Origin of the sequence: Streptomyces sp. NPDC014727, assembly GCF_043083485.1 — a bacterium.
Taxonomy (GTDB): Bacteria; Actinomycetota; Actinomycetes; order Streptomycetales; family Streptomycetaceae; genus Streptomyces.
Genome location: NZ_JBIBYR010000009.1, coordinates 60,803 through 76,391 on the forward strand (window position 1 = coordinate 60,803; position 15,589 = coordinate 76,391).

The window sequence follows — 15,589 nt, forward strand, 5'->3', positions numbered from 1 at the left end:
TCCCTTCAAACGGTGTGCGCGGTTGCTACGGGAGGAACGAGGCGCCCAGGGGCACCTCGGGGGTACGCCCCCGAAGGGCGTTGTGCCCCGAACCTACTGCGCCACCAGGCCCTTCGCGTCGCGCGCCAGCGCCGTCAGCCGGGAGATCGCCCGGAAATACTTCTTCCGGTACCCGCCGTTCAGCATCTCCTCGCTGAACAGCCTGTCGAACGGCACCCCGGAGGCGAGCACCGGGACCTCACGGTCGTACAGCCGGTCGGCGAGGACGACGAGCCGCAGCGCGGTCGACTGGTCCGGCACCGGCTGGACCTCGGTCAGGCAGACCGCCCGCAGGCCGTCCGTCAGCGCCCCGTAGCGGCTCGGATGGACCCGGGCGAGATGGTCGAGGAGCGAGGGGAAGTCGTCCAGGCTGGCGCCCTCGGTGGCGTACGCCGCCCGGGTGACCTGTTCGTCGGAGTACGGCGCGGGGGCCTCGGGCAGCCCGCGGTGGCGGTAGTCCTCGCCGTCGATCCGCAGCGGACGGAAGTGCGCGGACAGCCCCTGGATCTCCCGCAGGAAGTCGGCGGCGGCGAACCGGCCCTCTCCGAGCTTGCCGGGCAGCGTGTTGGAGGTGGCGGCGAGCGCGACGCCCGCCTCGACGAGCCTGCTGAGCAGCGACGACACCAGGACGGTGTCGCCCGGGTCGTCCAGCTCGAATTCGTCGATGCACAGCAGCCGGTGCCCGCTCAGCGTCCGCACGGTCTGCTGGAAGCCCAGCGCGCCGACCAGGTTCGTCAGCTCGACGAACGTGCCGAACGCCTTCAGCGAGGGCGCGGCGGGCGTGGCGTGCCAGAGGGAGGCCAGCAGATGGGTCTTGCCGACGCCGTAGCCGCCGTCGAGGTAGACCCCGAGGGGCGCCGAAGGAGCGGCGGGCTTCCTGCTGAACCACTTGCGCTTGACCGAGCCGCTGGCATGCGCCCCGCCGAGCCCGGCCGCGAAGCCGCTCAGGACCTCGACCGCCTCGGACTGGCTCGGCCGGCCCGGGTCCGGGACATACGTATCGAAACGCACGGTGTCGAAACGCGGCGGCGGCACCATCTCGGCGACCAGTCGGTCGGCGGGAACGTGCGGTTCGAGCGCGCACAGGGACAGCGGGGCCGTTTCGGCTATGGGGCTCTGCCCCGGCACGGCGGTGGAGGACGACACAACCGTCAAGCTTAAGGGCCGTGCCAGACTGCGGGGCATGCGACGCCTCTTCCCTGTGACCGACACGACACCGGCCGACGACGAGGGGGAGTGGAGTCTGGACGATCTGGCCGATGTCTACGCGTACCCCGAGCAGGACGGTCCCTGGCTGCGCGCCAACATGGTTTCGACACTCGACGGCGCCGCCCAGCACGACGGACGCTCGCAGCCGATCTCGTGCGAGAGCGACATGCGGATCTTCGGCACGCTGCGCGGTCTGGCCGATGTGGTGGTGGCGGGGGCGGAGACGGTGCGGCTGGAGGGCTACCGGCCGGCCAGGGCCCGCGAGGCCTTCGCCGCCCGCCGGGCCGCGGCCGGACAGGGGCCCGCACCGGCGATCGCCGTGGTGAGCGGGAGCCTGGACCTGGACTTCTCGCTGCCGCTCTTCGTCTCGCCGCTCGTCCCGACCCTCGTGCTGACCGGCGCAGGAGCCCCTGAGGGGCGGATCGAGGAGGCGCGGAGGGCGGGCGCCGAGGTGGTGATCGCGGGAGAGGGGTCCCGGGTGGACCCCGCCAGGGCCGTACGCGAACTGGCCGACCGGGGACTCAAGCGGTTGCTGACCGAGGGCGGGCCCAGGATGCTGGGTCAGTTCGTGGCGGCCGGCGTGCTGGACGAGCTCTGTCTGACCCTCTCACCGATGCTGACCGCCGGAGACGCGCAGCGGATCGCCGGTGGCCCCTCGGTGGCCGTGCCGGAACGATTCGCCCTGACATCGATGCTGGAAGAGGCCGGGTTCCTCTTCACCCGATACCGTCGGATCTGACCATCGGCGGAATTTGTCGTTCCGCTTAGCTTCCGGTGGGCACAATTACTCTCGCAGACCCCGTGCCGGCACGGGGAAGGATGGTTTCAGCAGAGACCGGCGACGGTCACTGAAGCAGAAGGGCGCCCGTGGTGTTCACCAGCGTTTTGATGATCGAGAAGCCCCTCACTTCCGAGGACGTCGAGTTCGTCACCACCCTGCACGGGGAGGAGCGGACCTCCTTCGTCGTGCTCATGCAGCCGCGCGGTGACCAGGCCGATGTGCTGTTGCGGGCCATCGACGACCTGGCGATGGGAGAGCTGAAGGAGGCCGCTCGCGAAGGTGAGGAGCCGGAGGGCAAGAATGCCAGGCGGTCAGCCGAACTGGCGCTCGAAGTGTCACTCGAAGCGCTGCGGCAGGCAGGCTCGGAAGCTGTCGGACAGGTGATCGAGGAGCACCCGCTGGACAAGCTGAAGTCCGTGGTCGACGACGCCGAGGCGGACGAGGTCATCGTGCTCACCGCGCCGCACTACGTGGAGGAGTTCTTCCACCGGGACTGGGCGTCGAGGGCCCGGCACAAGGTCGGCGTACCGGTGCTCAAGCTCTTCGCGCACAGCGAATAGGCTGGGGGCGACTCGCATCGACATTTGGGGAGACATACGCATGGCACCCGGTATTCCTGCCGCCATGGAACGGCCGCACTTCATCGGCATCGGCGGCGCCGGAATGTCGGGCATCGCGAAGATCCTCACCCAGCGCGGCGCGAAGGTCGCGGGCAGTGACGCCAAGGAGTCGGGCACGGCCGAGGCACTGCGGGCACTGGGGGCGACCGTCCACATCGGGCACGCCGCCGCACATCTGGCGGACGACGCCTCGTGCGTGGTCGTCTCCAGCGCCATTCGCCCCGACAACCCGGAGCTGGTGCGCGCCGCCGAGCTGTCGATCCCCGTCGTGCACCGCTCCGACGCGCTGGCCTCCCTGATGGGCGGCCTGCGCGCGATCGCGGTGGCCGGTACGCACGGCAAGACGACCACCACATCGATGCTGGCCGTCGCCCTGTCCGAACTGAACCGCGATCCCTCGTACGCCATCGGCGGCGACCTCGCGGGGCCGGGCACCAACGCAGCGCACGGCGCGGGCGAGATCTTCGTCGCGGAGGCGGACGAAAGCGACCGCAGCTTCCAGAAGTACGACCCCGAGGTCGCGATCGTCCTCAACGTCGAGCTGGACCACCACGCGAACTACGCCTCGATGGACGAGATCTACGAGTCCTTCGAGACGTTCGCCGGCAAGATCGTTCCCGGTGGCACCCTGGTGATCTCCGCCGACCAGGCCGGTGCCGTCGAACTGACGAAGCGGGTGCGCGACCTCTCCTCGGTGAAGGTCGTCACCTACGGCGCGTCCGAGACCGCCGACGTACGCGTCCACAAGGTCACCCCGCGCGGTCTGACCAGCGAGGTCACGGTCGTCCTGAACGGGAAGTACCTCACGTTCACGGTCTCCGTGCCCGGCCGCCACTACGCCCTCAACGCGGTCGCGGCCCTTGCCGCCGGTGTCGCCCTCGGCATCCCGGCCCACAACCTTGCCTCGGCCCTCGGCAAGTACACGGGCGTCAAGCGCCGCCTCCAGCTCAAGGGCGAGGCGGCGGGTGTGCAGGTCATCGACTCGTACGCGCACCACCCCACCGAGATGACCGCCGACCTCGAAGCGATGCGCGGGGCCGCGTCCGACGCCCGTCTCCTGGTCGTCTTCCAGCCCCACCTCTTCTCCCGCACACAGGAACTCGGCACCGAGATGGGGCAGGCACTCGCACTGGCCGACGCCTCCGTGGTCCTGGACATCTACCCCGCCCGTGAGGACCCGATCCCCGGCATCACCAGCGCCCTGATCATCGATGCGGCGAGGACCGCGGGAGCCGACGTCGCCGCCGTCCACGCAAAGGCGGCGGTCCCCGAGATCGTCGCGGGAATGGCGAAGCCCGGCGACCTCGTTCTCACCATGGGGGCGGGCGACGTCACGGACCTCGGCCCGCAGATCCTGGACCACCTGTCGAGCTGAGGGAGCGACGTGTCGTACGACATCGAGAAGCCGGACGAGCAGTGGCGGGCGGAGCTGACCCCCGCCGAGTACGCGGTCCTGCGCCAGGCCGGCACCGAACCCGCCTTCGTCGGCGAATACACCGACACCAAGACCACGGGCGTCTACTCCTGCCGCGCCTGTGACGCGGAGCTGTTCCGCTCCGACACCAAATTCGAGTCGCACTGCGGCTGGCCGTCCTTCTACGACCCGAAGGACTCCGATGCCGTCGAACTGATCCAGGACCGCAGCCACGGCATGGTCCGCACCGAGGTCCGCTGCGCCCGCTGCGGATCGCACCTCGGCCATGTCTTCGAGGGCGAGGGCTACCCCACCCCGACGGACCAGCGGTACTGCATCAACTCGATCTCACTGCGCCTGACGCCCGACGAGGGCTGACGACCCAGCGGCCGGGGCCCGATGTCGTCCGGGCGTTCGGCGGCGGGTGCACCCCGTCGCCCGTCGCCGTTGGCCGGCCGCCGGGCAGCAGGCCGCCGCCTGGACGAAGAGACCGACGGCCATGGCCGGTGCCGTGACCGGAGAGGCCCACGGGCCGGAGCGGGCTGACGCCCGGAGTCAGCCCTCGTCCGCGTCCCCGGCGCTCTCCGGCCGCAGCAGCGGATGGGCGACCCCCGGAAAGACCCGGGCCCGTACGACAGGCTCCGCGGAGCCACCCCGGACCACCGCGTCGACGACGCCCCACGGCCGACCGGGCAGCACCACGGTCAGGATGTACGAGGACGCGCAGCCCATGCAGTCGTAACGGTCCGCCCAGGTCTCCACGTCCGTGACGCTGCCGGGACGGCGCGCCACGTGCCGGTGAAGCGCGTGGCAGCGCTCGCACCTCTCGCCGGGCTCGCACGTGCCGCCGCAGGGGCACGGCACATCGAGCGTCTCGGCGGGACGCCAGCGCTGGGTGAGGACCGCCTCACGCGTGGCGCCCATGTCCTTCATCGCCTTCAGATTGCGGGCGGCGACGTTGTACGACTCGCCGGTCGCGGCCATCCGGTCCCGGATGACGTCCTTGCGTCCACGGTTCGTCGTCATCTGTTCCTCATCCGTTCCTCGGGGGTCACGCAGCCCGCCAGGAGCACACGAGACAGACATGTCACACGGTACCGGTCACCTTGGACGGCCCATGACACCCGGGGCCCCGGCCGGGCAGGCGCTGCCCTACGACCGCCGCACCCGTGCCGTCAGCCTGCTGCCGAGCCGTCTGCCGAATCCGCCCGGCCGGTTCCACGCCCGGAACGCCTCCACCGTGCGGCTGCTGCCCGTACGCTCCACGGCTTCCTCCACCGCCGCCACCTCACCGGCGGACAGGCCGCGCACCACCGGTCGCAGCACGTCCGTCAGCAGCGCCGCCCGCGTCTCGCTCCAGGCGCGGCCCGCGTGCGGGTGGGAGCTCCAGACGGTGAAGCAGTCGGCCACATAGGCCGGTTCGGAACGCAGCCGGGCAAGGACCGTGTCATGGCGGGCGGCCGTTCCGTAGGCCGCGATGAGGTCCGCGTCGTCGCTGTGCACGAACGCGTACAGCTCCGCCTCGGGCCGGTCCGGGGCGAGCAGCCGTCCCGCCAGGGCGCCGAACGCCTGGTCACGCACCCCCGGTTCCACCGGCTCGGCCCCGCCGCACAGCTTCCGGGCCCGTTCCGCCCAGCCGGGCTCCGCCGCACCCGAGCGCACGTCCCGCGCGAACTCCAGCAGCAACAGGGCGCCACGGACCCGGGCGTCGATCTCCCCGGGGAAGCCGCGCAGCAGGTCATGGGCGAGTTCGGGGGCCTCCTCGTCGTCGGCGGGGGCGCCGAGAGCAGCCGCGACGAGCGCGGACCACGTACCGGCCGTACGGTGCGCGTCGGAGGTGGACCCGCCCAGCAGCTGCCGGGCCTCGCCCGCCGTGGGCGTCTCCTCGCCCCACACCAGTCCCACAGCGGTCCGCAGCACCAGCGGTTCGGTGAAAGGTGACATACCACCGGCGCGGAGCACCATGTGCACCACCTCCAGCCGGTCGCCGCCGCGCGCCCTGGCGTCCGGCGCCGCCGCGCACATCCGCAGGTGTGGCAGCGCCTGCGTTCCGGTGAAGGGCAGACAGACCCCGGTCAGCAGCCGTTCCGTCGCAGTCGGATCGTGGGGGGCGACCCGGTCCAGCTCGCCCAGCAGTGCCGTGCGGACGTCGAACTGTTCGTCCAGCAGGTCGAGCAGCACCGGTCCGCAGTCGGCGGCCCCTTCGGCCAGCAGCGACCGGGTCATCCGGCGCACGACATCGGGGAGCAGATCCGCGCAGTCCACATCGAGCAGCCGCGCGATCCGCAGCAGTTGCACCGCGCGCGCCACGGCCCGGCCGGGTGCGGTGGCTGTGGCGGGCGCACCCGTGGCCAGTTCGCTACGGAGGTCGTCGCCCAGGGCCGTGACGAGTGCGGCGACGGCACGCTCCCCGGCCGGTCCGGCGAAGGCCGAGCGTGCGGGCGGTTCGAGCGCGACATCACCGCCGCGTACCGCCTCCGTCACCAGAAGAGCGGCGAGCGAAGCCGTCGTAGCGGCGGGAGAGCGCCCGTCGAGTGCGGTCAACAGACGTGACACACAGGCAAGTTCGGCTGTCGTACGGTCGATTCCCGGTGCCGTCAGCGCATCTGTCAGCAGTTGCGTCCGCTCCTCGTCCAGCGCGTACGGCCGCTCGGCGGCCCAGTCGGCCGCCGCGGCACGCTCGGCGGGGCCGAGAGCGATGCCCGCGCACAGCGCGGTGACGGCGAGCGGTCCGGCCGCGAAGGGCTCGCCGGGCAGTTCCGCCGCCGCCCGGAACAGCTCCGGGGACCGGTTCCGCCAGATCCGGGCACAGGTCCCGGCCCAGACGTCGTCCACCGGTCCTTCCGGGCGCGCCCCGGAGCAGGTGTGCACCCGCAACGCGCCGTCGGGGCCGTCCGGTTCCGGCGCGTCCTGGGGCAGCACCCCGACGACCTGATGAGGGGACCGCGCCGGACGGCGGGTGTACGTCGTGAAGGTCAGCCGCTGCGCGTGCTCCGGCGGGAGTACGGCTGAGGCCAGGGCGATCCACCGGGCCACGTCGGCGCTCTGCCGCTCCACGAGAACCACTCGCGCCGCCGACGGATCCTCGCGCACCCGTCGCAGATCGGCGAAGACCGCCGCCAGCCAGGGACTCCGGGAGACCGCGAAGTCGTTCAACGCCTCCGGTCCGAAGGCGGCGGAGGCGGGCAGAGAAGCTATTCGGGCGGGCGCGCCGCCGTTCGGCGCGGTGGAGGCCCAGTTCGGCGACCGCCAGGCAGTGATCGGCAGCGCGTCCCCCGGCAGCCGGGTGCCGGCCGGAAGGTGTACCGCGTGTACGTGGAAACCACCGGTGCCGGGACCGCCGAGCGCCACTGCGCGCCCCAGCAGATGACTGTCGTCGGACAGTGCGCTGAAGCTCAACGCCTCGGGGAAGGAACGGAGTTCGGCGGCCGTCGGGTGGTACGGGGCCCCGGCCGGAGGTTCGTATCCGAGGAGCTGCTCGGCCTCGGCCAGCACGGGCGTGGGCAGGCCGGCGCTGACCGCCGTGAACCGTGCGCCGCCCCCGTCGTCGCCCGCAGAGGCAGAGGTGTAGTGCAACTGCGCGAGGCTCATGCGTCGGCCCTCTTCGTCCTTGCCGCGAACGTCCCCGTGCCGTGAGCACGCCCGCTCCCGTCGGCCGTCCGTCGAGGGCAGGGCCGACCGGGCGCAGCGACGACCCCGGCGGGGAGCGGTCCGCAATCGCGGGAGCGACGCTATCAAGCACGCCGCCCTCGTACGCACCCCGCCGAAAGGCCGTCCGGGCAACCCCTGCCCCGGGTTCTCAGCCCGACGGGACGGTACGCAGTGCCCGTACGCCCGGAGCGGTCAATGTTCCGACGTTCAGCCGGCCCTTGTCCGCGGAGGACGCCGCGGAGTCCGCGCCCACCGGGTCGGAGCTCTGCCGGCCCGGCGTGCGGAAACACGCTTCACCCCGGCACTTCGGTCCGCTCCCACCACTCGTAGACGGGCAACTGGCCCTCGGCGGTCTCCTGGTGGCGTGTTGTCGCCCGGAAGTGCTCGTATCCACCACGGAACGGGATCTTGAGGTCGTCCCCCGGCGTGGTGAGGGAAACGATCCGCTCAGGTAGATCGTCGGGGCCGCCTTCAATGACTGCTTTCATCGCGTTGGTCATGGCGAAAGTCTCCCCGGAGGGTGGTCCGGCTTCTTCGTGACGCGCCGGAAGGCCGTGCCCGCCGTTGGCGCACCTGTGGGAGGCGAAGGGGAGGTGCCTGCCGTGCACGATTCCGACGGCCGTGGAGCCTCGTGTCTGACCTGCGGAGGTATTACCAAACAGTGACCGGACCGCCCGTACCGGTGCGCCGATCGTTGCCATCATACGAGGGGGAAATCTGATCGAATGACGCGAGGACCAGACGTGGGCGACGAAATCTACTTCAGCAACAACTACAGCGACCTGTCGCAGCAGCACGGTACCGGTGCCGGTTTCCAGTTCGAGTTCAGGTGCTCGCGATGTTCGGACACCTGGCGCTCGCCGTTCGAGCCGTTCAGATCGGGGCAGGCGGCAAGCTGGATAGGCAAGGGGGCCAATGCCGCCTGGAGCCTGCTGGGCGGCAGCGCCGGCACCATCGGCAACGCGGCCGACGGGCTGGCCGGTGCCACCTGGGGCGGTGCCAGGGACACCGCGTTCCGGCGTGCGATCGACAACGCACAGGGACACTTCAACCGCTGCCCCCGCTGCACCTCGTACGTCTGCGGGCGGTGCTGGAACATCGAGCAGGGTCTCTGTCTGCAGTGCGCCCCCGACACCGCCGCCGAGGCGGAGGCGGCCCGTCGGCGCGGGATGAACGACTTCGTGGCGGACCGGGCCTACGCCGCCGGGCAGACCGCCGGGCAGAGCTACGACGTGAGCGCGCCCCGGCAGCTGGTCTGCCCGCAGTGCCGTACGGAGACCCATGGTGGCGCGTTCTGCCCGGGGTGCGGTCATCGCCTCGCCCAGAGCCCGCAGTGTGCTTCCTGCAGCGCGACCGTTCCGCAGGGAGCCGCGTTCTGCCCGGGGTGCGGTTCGAGGCAGTAGGAGCCTGGCCACCGGGCGTCGCACCGGGCACGTGCGGCGCCCGGCCCGGTCGATACCGCGTCCGTTGCGGCTGGGGTCGGGGTTTCGGCGGGCCGCGAGGAAACAACTCGGCGGCTCCCTCACGTGGGTGAGGGCGCAACTCGACTGATTCCGGGGGTACTTGTTCTCGATGGCGGCGCATGAGGGCCGTGCGACTGCAGAAGCCGGGGCCCGGGTCGTGCCGGTGCCGCGGACGCGGACCGGGACCCCGGAACCGTGCTCCGTGATGGTTCACCCGGGTGGTCATCGGGGCGGGAGCGCCCGGGGCGGGTAGACAGAAGGTCTGTGCCACCCCTCCGTATCCCGTATCCGTCCCTATGAGGAGCCGCCGTGAAATTCGGGGTCTCGACCTTCCTTACCGACCAGGGCATCGGGCCGGCCGCGCTCGGGACCGCCCTTGAGGAACGTGCGTTCGACTCGCTGTTCATCGCCGAGCACAGCCATGTACCGGCGAGCCGTCAGACGCCCTACCCGGGCGGTGGCGAACTTCCGGAGATGTACTACCGCACCCTTGATCCCTTCGTCGCCCTGACCGCGGCCGGTGTCGTGACGGAGCGACTGCTGCTGGGCACCGGCATCGCACTGATCCCGCAGCGCGACCCGATCATCACGGCGAAGGAGGTGGCCTCGCTCGACCTGGTCTCCGGCGGCCGCGTGATCCTCGGCGTCGGTGTCGGCTGGAACCGTGAGGAGATGCGGAACCACGGCACCGATCCCGCCACCCGCGGCCGGCTCACCGACGAGCGGCTGCGTGCCATGCGAGAGCTGTGGACGGCCGAGAAGGCCGAGTTCCACGGCGAGTTCGTGGATTTCGATCCGGTCTTCGCCTGGCCCAAGCCCGTGCAACGCCCCCATCCGCCGATCTATGTCGGCGGCGGCGAGGGCGCGTTCCCTCGGGTCGCGCGGCTCGGAGACGCGTGGCTGGCCAACAGCATGTCGCCGCAGGAGCTCGGTCCCCGGATCGAGCGGCTGCGCGCCCTGGCCGACCGGGAGGTGCCGGTGACGGTGTACGCGGCGCCTGACGATCCCCGGCAGATCGACGGCTACCTCGCGCTGGGGGTGGAGCGGCTGCTGTTCTACGTACCGACGCTGCCCGAACGGGAGACGCTGGAATACCTGGACGGGCTGGTCGCCGTAGCCGCCCGGTACCGCTGAGGTGCCGGAAGCAGGTGTGTCCCGGCACCGCGCGACCGGCCCGGAGATCCGTGCCCGCGGCGTCGCCCGCGTTCGTCGCCTCCACCGCGGGCGTCGTGAGGCCTGCCGGCAGGGGCCGCGATGCCCGCTCTGACGAGTGCCGAGGCACGGGAGCGGTTCGCCGCCGCGCGCGTCGCCCATCTGGCGACGGTCGACACGGCGGCCCGCCCGCACCTGGTGCCGGTGGTGTTCGCCGTGGACGGCGACACGGTGGTGCTGGCCGTGGACCACAAACCGAAGCGGACGACACGGCTGAAACGCCTGGCCAACATGGCCGCCAACCCCTCGGTCTGCCTGCTCGCGGACCACTACGAGGAGGACTGGGGCCGACTGTGGTGGGTCCGGGTCGATGGCTGGGCCCGTGTGCTTTTGCCACCGGACCGGTCCCCGCAGGCGGTTCGCCGCATCGGGCTGCTCACGGCGAAGTACCACCAGTACGCCGACCGGCCCCCCGGCGGACCGGTGGTCGAGGTGACGGCCCTGCGCTGGAGCGGCTGGCGTGCGTCGTGACGCCATGAGGCCGCACCCCCACCTGCGCCCGGCGGGCTGTTCCGCGACCCGGTCGAGCGCGCGGTCGGTGGTCTCCAGCAGGCGCCGGGCCACTTCGATGCGGGCCGCTTCGGCGTAGGTGCCGGGACTGGTACCAGCGGTCCCACCGGTGAGGAATACCGAAGGCCGGGCGGCCCGGACGCCGGGCGCTCGGTCCGCGCGGAGCCGATCGCGGGTGTCCTTCGTGAAGCCCGACCGTGCGGTGTTCGTCTGGACGTCGCCCAAGTGTTGCTCATCATCCGTAAGTTGCCGCGTGTGGGGAGCGGCGACGGATGGGGTGAGGGCGGTTGGACGGCTCGGACGCGGGTACGGGACCGGGGGCCGTGGTTGCGCGCGGGGTGGGGAAGCGGTTCGGGAGGACGGTCGCTCTGGAGCGAGTCGATCTGACCGTCCGGGGCGGGGGAGTCCATGGGCTGCTCGGGCCCAACGGGGCCGGGAAGACGACGTTTCTGCGGATGGTGCTCGGGCTCGTGCGGCCCGACGAGGGTGAACTCGGTGTGCTGGGGCGCGAAGTGCGGCGGGCCGGGCGCGGGGGTGTCGAAGGACTGGCCGGGTTCGTCGAGAGTCCGCGGTTCTATCCGTACCTGTCCGCCGAGCGGAACCTGTCGCTGCTGGCCGCCTACGACGGCATCGGGGCCGATGAGGCCGCCGTGGACGAGGCGTTGGAACGCGTGGACCTGGGTGGTGCGGCACGGCGGAAGGTCGGTGGATTCTCGTTCGGGATGCGACAGCGGCTCGGGATCGCGGCCGCGTTGTTGCGCCGGCCCCGGCTTCTGGTGCTCGACGAACCCGCCAACGGGCTGGACCCGGCCGGGGTGCGCGACATGCGGGCCCTGGTGCGGGAGTTCGGCCGGGACGGGCTCACCGTGCTGCTGAGCAGCCACAACATGGCCGAGGTCGAGCAACTCTGCGACACCGTCACGATCATGAACCGTGGACGGATCGTGTACACCGGGGGACTGGACGAACTCCGCGTCCGTGCCCCGGACCCCGCGCACCGGCTGCTGACCGGCGACGACCGTGCGGCCGTGAAGGTCGGGGCGGACGTGAAAGGGCTTTCGGTCGAGGACGAGGGGGCTGCCGGGCTCGCCGTGCGGGCGCGGCGCGAGGCGCTCGACCGGTTCGTGCTGGAACTGGGGCGCGCCGGCATCCCCGTACGGGAACTGCGGCTGGAGACCACCTCCTTGGAACAGCAGTTCCTCCGCCTGACCGAGGAGGCCTCGGACCGATGAGTGATGTGACATATGACAGCCCGGCCGAAACGACCGGAGCAGTGCGGAGCGCAGCCCGTCCGCGGGGCGGAGCCCGTCCGCCGACGGACACAACTGGCTGACCCAGGCCGACAACAACGACTACATCGAGCACGAATTCGGTGCTTGGTACCGCAGTTACCCCTCGCTCGGCAACGACGCCCTCGCCTACCAGCGCAGCGGATTCCTCTGGAACACCGTGGAACGGGCCGGCAAGACCGTCGACAACTTCAGCGAGTACGCGGGCAACATCGCCCTCCCGGCGACCGGCGCGCCGACCTGGGCGCAGTGGTACCACGACTCCCAGGTGCTGGAGGGCAAGGCGACCGGGGAACTCAACACCCCCATCGGGGCGTACCCGTCGACCTCCGACGTCCCCTCCGTCAACAGGATCAACCACCCGGAGTACCCGACGTTCGACACCGACATCCCCGACCAGTACCGGGTCGACATCTGGCAGCGGTACTTCAAGGACTACGAGAAGAAGGGCAAGCTGCCGAACTTCACCATGATGGCGCTGCCGCAGGACCACACCAACGGCACCAGCGGCATCGACCCGTACCCGACCGCCATGGTCGCCGACAACGACCTCGCCGTCGGCAGGGTCGTCGACACGATCTCGCACAGCAAGTTCTGGAAGGACGCGGCGATCTTCGTCGTCCAGGACGACTCGCAGGCCGGTGTCGACCACGTCGACGGACACCGCGCGCCGCTCTGGGTGATCAGCCCCTACGCCAAGCGCGGCCGCCTCCACCGGATGGGCCAAGCCGTACCCGGGCGACAGCCGCGTCCTGGCGCCCAATGAGGTGCCGGGCCGCGACAACCCGCCGCCGGAGCTCGGCGACTGAGCACGAGGAGGTGCAAGGGCCGGTCGCCCGTTCGGGGCGGCCGGCCCTTGCGGCCGTGCCGTACGGAGAGGAACCCGTATGGAGGAACCGGGCATGAAGCACAGCTGCGGGCGCGCTTAAGAAAACCTCGATGGACCTGTGGCGCGGGGTGCGGCAGATTTCTCGGTGACGGCAGAGGATGGTGCGCGGCAGCCGATCGACGCGCGCTGCCATGCCGTCCCTTTCATTCCTCCCCGGGCCGCAGGCTTCCCCAAGGCTGCCCCCGGCCCGGGGTACACCACGCCGTACAGCGCAGGGAGCCGCAGCCGTGAAGGCACTCGTGAAGCAGAAGGCCGAGCCGGGACTCTGGCTGATGGACGTGCCCGAGCCGGAGATCGGCCCCTCGGACGTACTGATCAAGGTGCTCCGCACCGGCATCTGCGGCACCGATCTGCACATCCGGAACTACGACCGCTGGGCCCAGCAGGCGGTACGCACCCCGCTCGTGCTCGGGCACGAGTTCGTCGGCGAGGTCGCGGAGACCGGCGCCGACGTCGTCGACATCAACGTCGGCGACCTGGTCAGCGGCGAGGGACACCTGGTCTGCGGGAAGTGCCGCAACTGCCTGGCCGGACGCCGTCACCTGTGCCGTTCCACGCTCGGGCTCGGCGTCGGCCGGGACGGGGCGTTCGCCGAGTACGTCGCCCTGCCCGCGTCCAACGTCTGGGTGCATCGGGTCCCCGTCGACCTCGACGTCGCCGCGATCTTCGACCCGTTCGGCAACGCCGTGCACACCGCGCTGTCCTTCCCGCTGGTCGGCGAGGACGTACTGATCACCGGCGCCGGACCGATCGGCATCATGGCCGCCGCCGTCGCGCGGCACGCGGGCGCCCGTAACGTCGTCATCACCGACGTCAGCGAGGCCCGGCTGGAACTGGCCCGGAAGCTCGGCGTCAGCCTCGCTCTCAACGTCAGCGAGGAGACCATCTACGACGGACAGAAGCGCCTCGGACTGCGCGAGGGCTTCGACATCGGCCTGGAGATGTCCGGGCGGCCCGAGGCGATGCGTCACATGATCGAGAACATGACGCACGGCGGCCGGATCGCCATGCTCGGGCTTCCGTCCGAGGAGTTCCCCGTCGACTGGTCCCGCATCGTCACCTCGATGATCACCATCAAGGGCATCTACGGACGCGAGATGTACGAGACCTGGTACGCCATGTCGGTACTGCTGGAGGGCGGTCTCGACCTCGCCCCCGTGATCACCGGCCGGTACGGCTACCGCGACTTCGAAGCGGCCTTCGACGACGCGGCGAGCGGCCGCGGCGGCAAGGTCATCCTCGACTGGACCTCCTGACCTCCGACCGCCTCCGTACTCAGCTGGGAGACACCCTCATGTTCGAATCCGTCCGCGACGACATGCGCACCACCCTCGACGAGATCCAGGCCGCCGGACTCCACAAGCCCGAGCGTGTGATCGGCACCCCGCAGTCCGCGAGCGTCGCCGTCACCGCGGGCGGCCGTCCCGGTGAGGTGCTCAACTTCTGCGCCAACAACTACCTGGGCCTCGCCGACCACCCCGAGGTGATCTCAGCCGCCCACGAGGCCCTGGACCGCTGGGGCTACGGCATGGCCTCGGTCCGCTTCATCTGCGGCACCCAGGAGGTCCACAAGGAGCTGGAGCAGCGGCTCTCCACGTTCCTCGGACAGGAGGACACGATCCTCTACTCCTCCTGCTTCGACGCCAACGGCGGTGTCTTCGAGACCGTTCTCGGCCCCGAGGACGCGGTCATCTCCGACGCCCTCAACCACGCCTCCATCATCGACGGCATCCGCCTCTCCAAGGCCAAGCGCTTCCGCTACGCCAACCGCGACATGGCCGACCTGGAGACGCAGCTCAAGGAGGCGTCCGGGGCCCGGCGCCGGCTCGTCGTCACCGACGGCGTCTTCTCCATGGACGGCTACGTCGCACCGCTGCGCGAGATCTGCGACCTGGCCGAGCGCTACGACGCCATGGTCATGGTCGACGACTCGCACGCCGTCGGCTTCGTCGGCCCCGGCGGACGCGGAACGCCCGAGCTGCACGACGTGATGGACCGCGTCGACATCATCACCGGCACCCTCGGCAAGGCGCTCGGCGGTGCGTCCGGCGGCTACGTGGCGGCCCGCGCCGAGATCGTCGCGCTGCTGCGCCAGCGCTCCCGCCCGTACCTCTTCTCCAACTCGCTCGCCCCGGTCATCGCGGCGGCCTCGCTCAAGGTCCTCGACCTGCTGGAGGCCGCAGGCGACCTGCGCGAGCAGCTCAATGCCAACACCGCGCTCTTCCGTACCCGGATGACCGAGGAAGGCTTCGACATCCTGCCCGGCGACCACGCCATCGCCCCTGTCATGATCGGGGACGCGGCGAAGGCAGGCCGGATGGCGGAGCTGCTCCTGGAGCGCGGTGTGTACGTGATCGGGTTCTCGTACCCGGTGGTTCCGCAGGGCGCGGCCCGGATCCGCGTCCAGCTCTCCGCCGCGCACTCCACGGCGGATGTGAACCGGGCCGTGGACGCGTTCGTCGACGCGCGCGCCGCACTGGGGGAGTAGGGGCATCGCGGGCGGGGCGCCGTA

At 71.0% G+C, this 15,589-nt stretch carries 15 protein-coding genes; 11 read left to right on the forward strand and 4 right to left on the reverse strand.

Annotation, left to right across the window (positions count from 1 at the left end):
* Positions 1-93: 93 nt before the first annotated feature.
* Positions 94-1,185, reverse strand: coding sequence for a cell division protein ZapE (gene zapE / locus ACF1B9_RS16345; RefSeq protein ID WP_391740496.1), 1,092 nt, complete (start codon positions 1,183-1,185; stop codon positions 94-96).
* 37 nt (positions 1,186-1,222) lie between these two features.
* Between zapE and ACF1B9_RS16350 the strand changes: the two genes are divergently transcribed.
* From ACF1B9_RS16350 to msrB, 4 genes are all read left to right on the forward strand, one after another.
* Complete coding sequence (locus tag ACF1B9_RS16350) at positions 1,223-1,987, forward strand: pyrimidine reductase family protein (RefSeq protein ID WP_391740497.1); 765 nt, start codon at positions 1,223-1,225, stop codon at positions 1,985-1,987.
* A gap of 149 nt (positions 1,988-2,136) precedes the next feature.
* The gene (locus tag ACF1B9_RS16355; RefSeq protein WP_391740756.1) at positions 2,137-2,589 is read left to right on the forward strand and encodes an indole-3-glycerol phosphate synthase; all 453 of its coding nucleotides are present in this window, start codon (positions 2,137-2,139) and stop codon (positions 2,587-2,589) included.
* Between the two features lie 40 nt (positions 2,590-2,629).
* Positions 2,630-4,024 (forward strand): UDP-N-acetylmuramate--L-alanine ligase, encoded by a 1,395-nt coding sequence (gene murC / locus ACF1B9_RS16360; RefSeq protein ID WP_391740498.1) that lies wholly within the window; start codon positions 2,630-2,632, stop codon positions 4,022-4,024.
* Between the two features lie 9 nt (positions 4,025-4,033).
* The gene (msrB, locus tag ACF1B9_RS16365; protein ID WP_391740499.1) at positions 4,034-4,441 is read left to right on the forward strand and encodes a peptide-methionine (R)-S-oxide reductase MsrB; all 408 of its coding nucleotides are present in this window, start codon (positions 4,034-4,036) and stop codon (positions 4,439-4,441) included.
* Between the two features lie 177 nt (positions 4,442-4,618).
* Here the strand turns inward: msrB and ACF1B9_RS16370 are convergent, their stop codons facing one another.
* The 3 genes from ACF1B9_RS16370 to ACF1B9_RS16380 form a co-directional block, all read right to left on the reverse strand.
* Complete coding sequence (locus tag ACF1B9_RS16370) at positions 4,619-5,089, reverse strand: hypothetical protein (RefSeq protein WP_391740500.1); 471 nt, start codon at positions 5,087-5,089, stop codon at positions 4,619-4,621.
* Between the two features lie 126 nt (positions 5,090-5,215).
* On the reverse strand, positions 5,216-7,654 hold the full coding sequence (locus ACF1B9_RS16375) for a GTPase-associated protein 1-related protein (RefSeq protein ID WP_391740501.1): 2,439 nt from the start codon (positions 7,652-7,654) through the stop codon (positions 5,216-5,218).
* 353 nt (positions 7,655-8,007) lie between these two features.
* Entirely contained in the window at positions 8,008-8,214 is a 207-nt protein-coding gene (locus ACF1B9_RS16380) for a DUF5988 family protein (RefSeq protein WP_391740502.1), read from the reverse strand.
* A 243-nt stretch (positions 8,215-8,457) separates the two neighbouring features.
* On the opposite strand from ACF1B9_RS16380, the gene ACF1B9_RS16385 reads away from it, so the two are divergent.
* The 7 genes from ACF1B9_RS16385 to ACF1B9_RS16415 all read left to right on the forward strand — a co-directional run bounded on the left by ACF1B9_RS16385 (position 8,458) and on the right by ACF1B9_RS16415 (position 15,565).
* Positions 8,458-9,117: a zinc ribbon domain-containing protein gene (locus ACF1B9_RS16385; protein ID WP_391740503.1), complete on the forward strand. Its 660-nt coding sequence runs from the start codon at positions 8,458-8,460 to the stop codon at positions 9,115-9,117.
* A gap of 369 nt (positions 9,118-9,486) precedes the next feature.
* The gene (locus tag ACF1B9_RS16390) at positions 9,487-10,311 is read left to right on the forward strand and encodes an LLM class F420-dependent oxidoreductase (protein WP_391740504.1); all 825 of its coding nucleotides are present in this window, start codon (positions 9,487-9,489) and stop codon (positions 10,309-10,311) included.
* Positions 10,312-10,431: 120 nt separating this feature from the next.
* Complete coding sequence (locus ACF1B9_RS16395; protein ID WP_391740505.1) at positions 10,432-10,860, forward strand: TIGR03668 family PPOX class F420-dependent oxidoreductase; 429 nt, start codon at positions 10,432-10,434, stop codon at positions 10,858-10,860.
* Positions 10,861-11,222: 362 nt separating this feature from the next.
* Positions 11,223-12,131: an ABC transporter ATP-binding protein gene (locus tag ACF1B9_RS16400; RefSeq protein ID WP_391740506.1), complete on the forward strand. Its 909-nt coding sequence runs from the start codon at positions 11,223-11,225 to the stop codon at positions 12,129-12,131.
* Positions 12,132-12,348: 217 nt separating this feature from the next.
* On the forward strand, positions 12,349-12,954 hold the full coding sequence (locus ACF1B9_RS16405) for a hypothetical protein (protein ID WP_391740507.1): 606 nt from the start codon (positions 12,349-12,351) through the stop codon (positions 12,952-12,954).
* 350 nt (positions 12,955-13,304) lie between these two features.
* Positions 13,305-14,333 carry an L-threonine 3-dehydrogenase gene (gene tdh / locus ACF1B9_RS16410; RefSeq protein WP_391740508.1) on the forward strand — a complete coding sequence of 343 codons (1,029 nt, stop codon included), beginning with the start codon at positions 13,305-13,307 and terminating at the stop codon, positions 14,331-14,333.
* Between the two features lie 38 nt (positions 14,334-14,371).
* Entirely contained in the window at positions 14,372-15,565 is a 1,194-nt protein-coding gene (locus tag ACF1B9_RS16415; RefSeq protein WP_391740509.1) for a glycine C-acetyltransferase, read from the forward strand.
* The last annotated feature ends 24 nt before the right edge of the window (positions 15,566-15,589 follow it).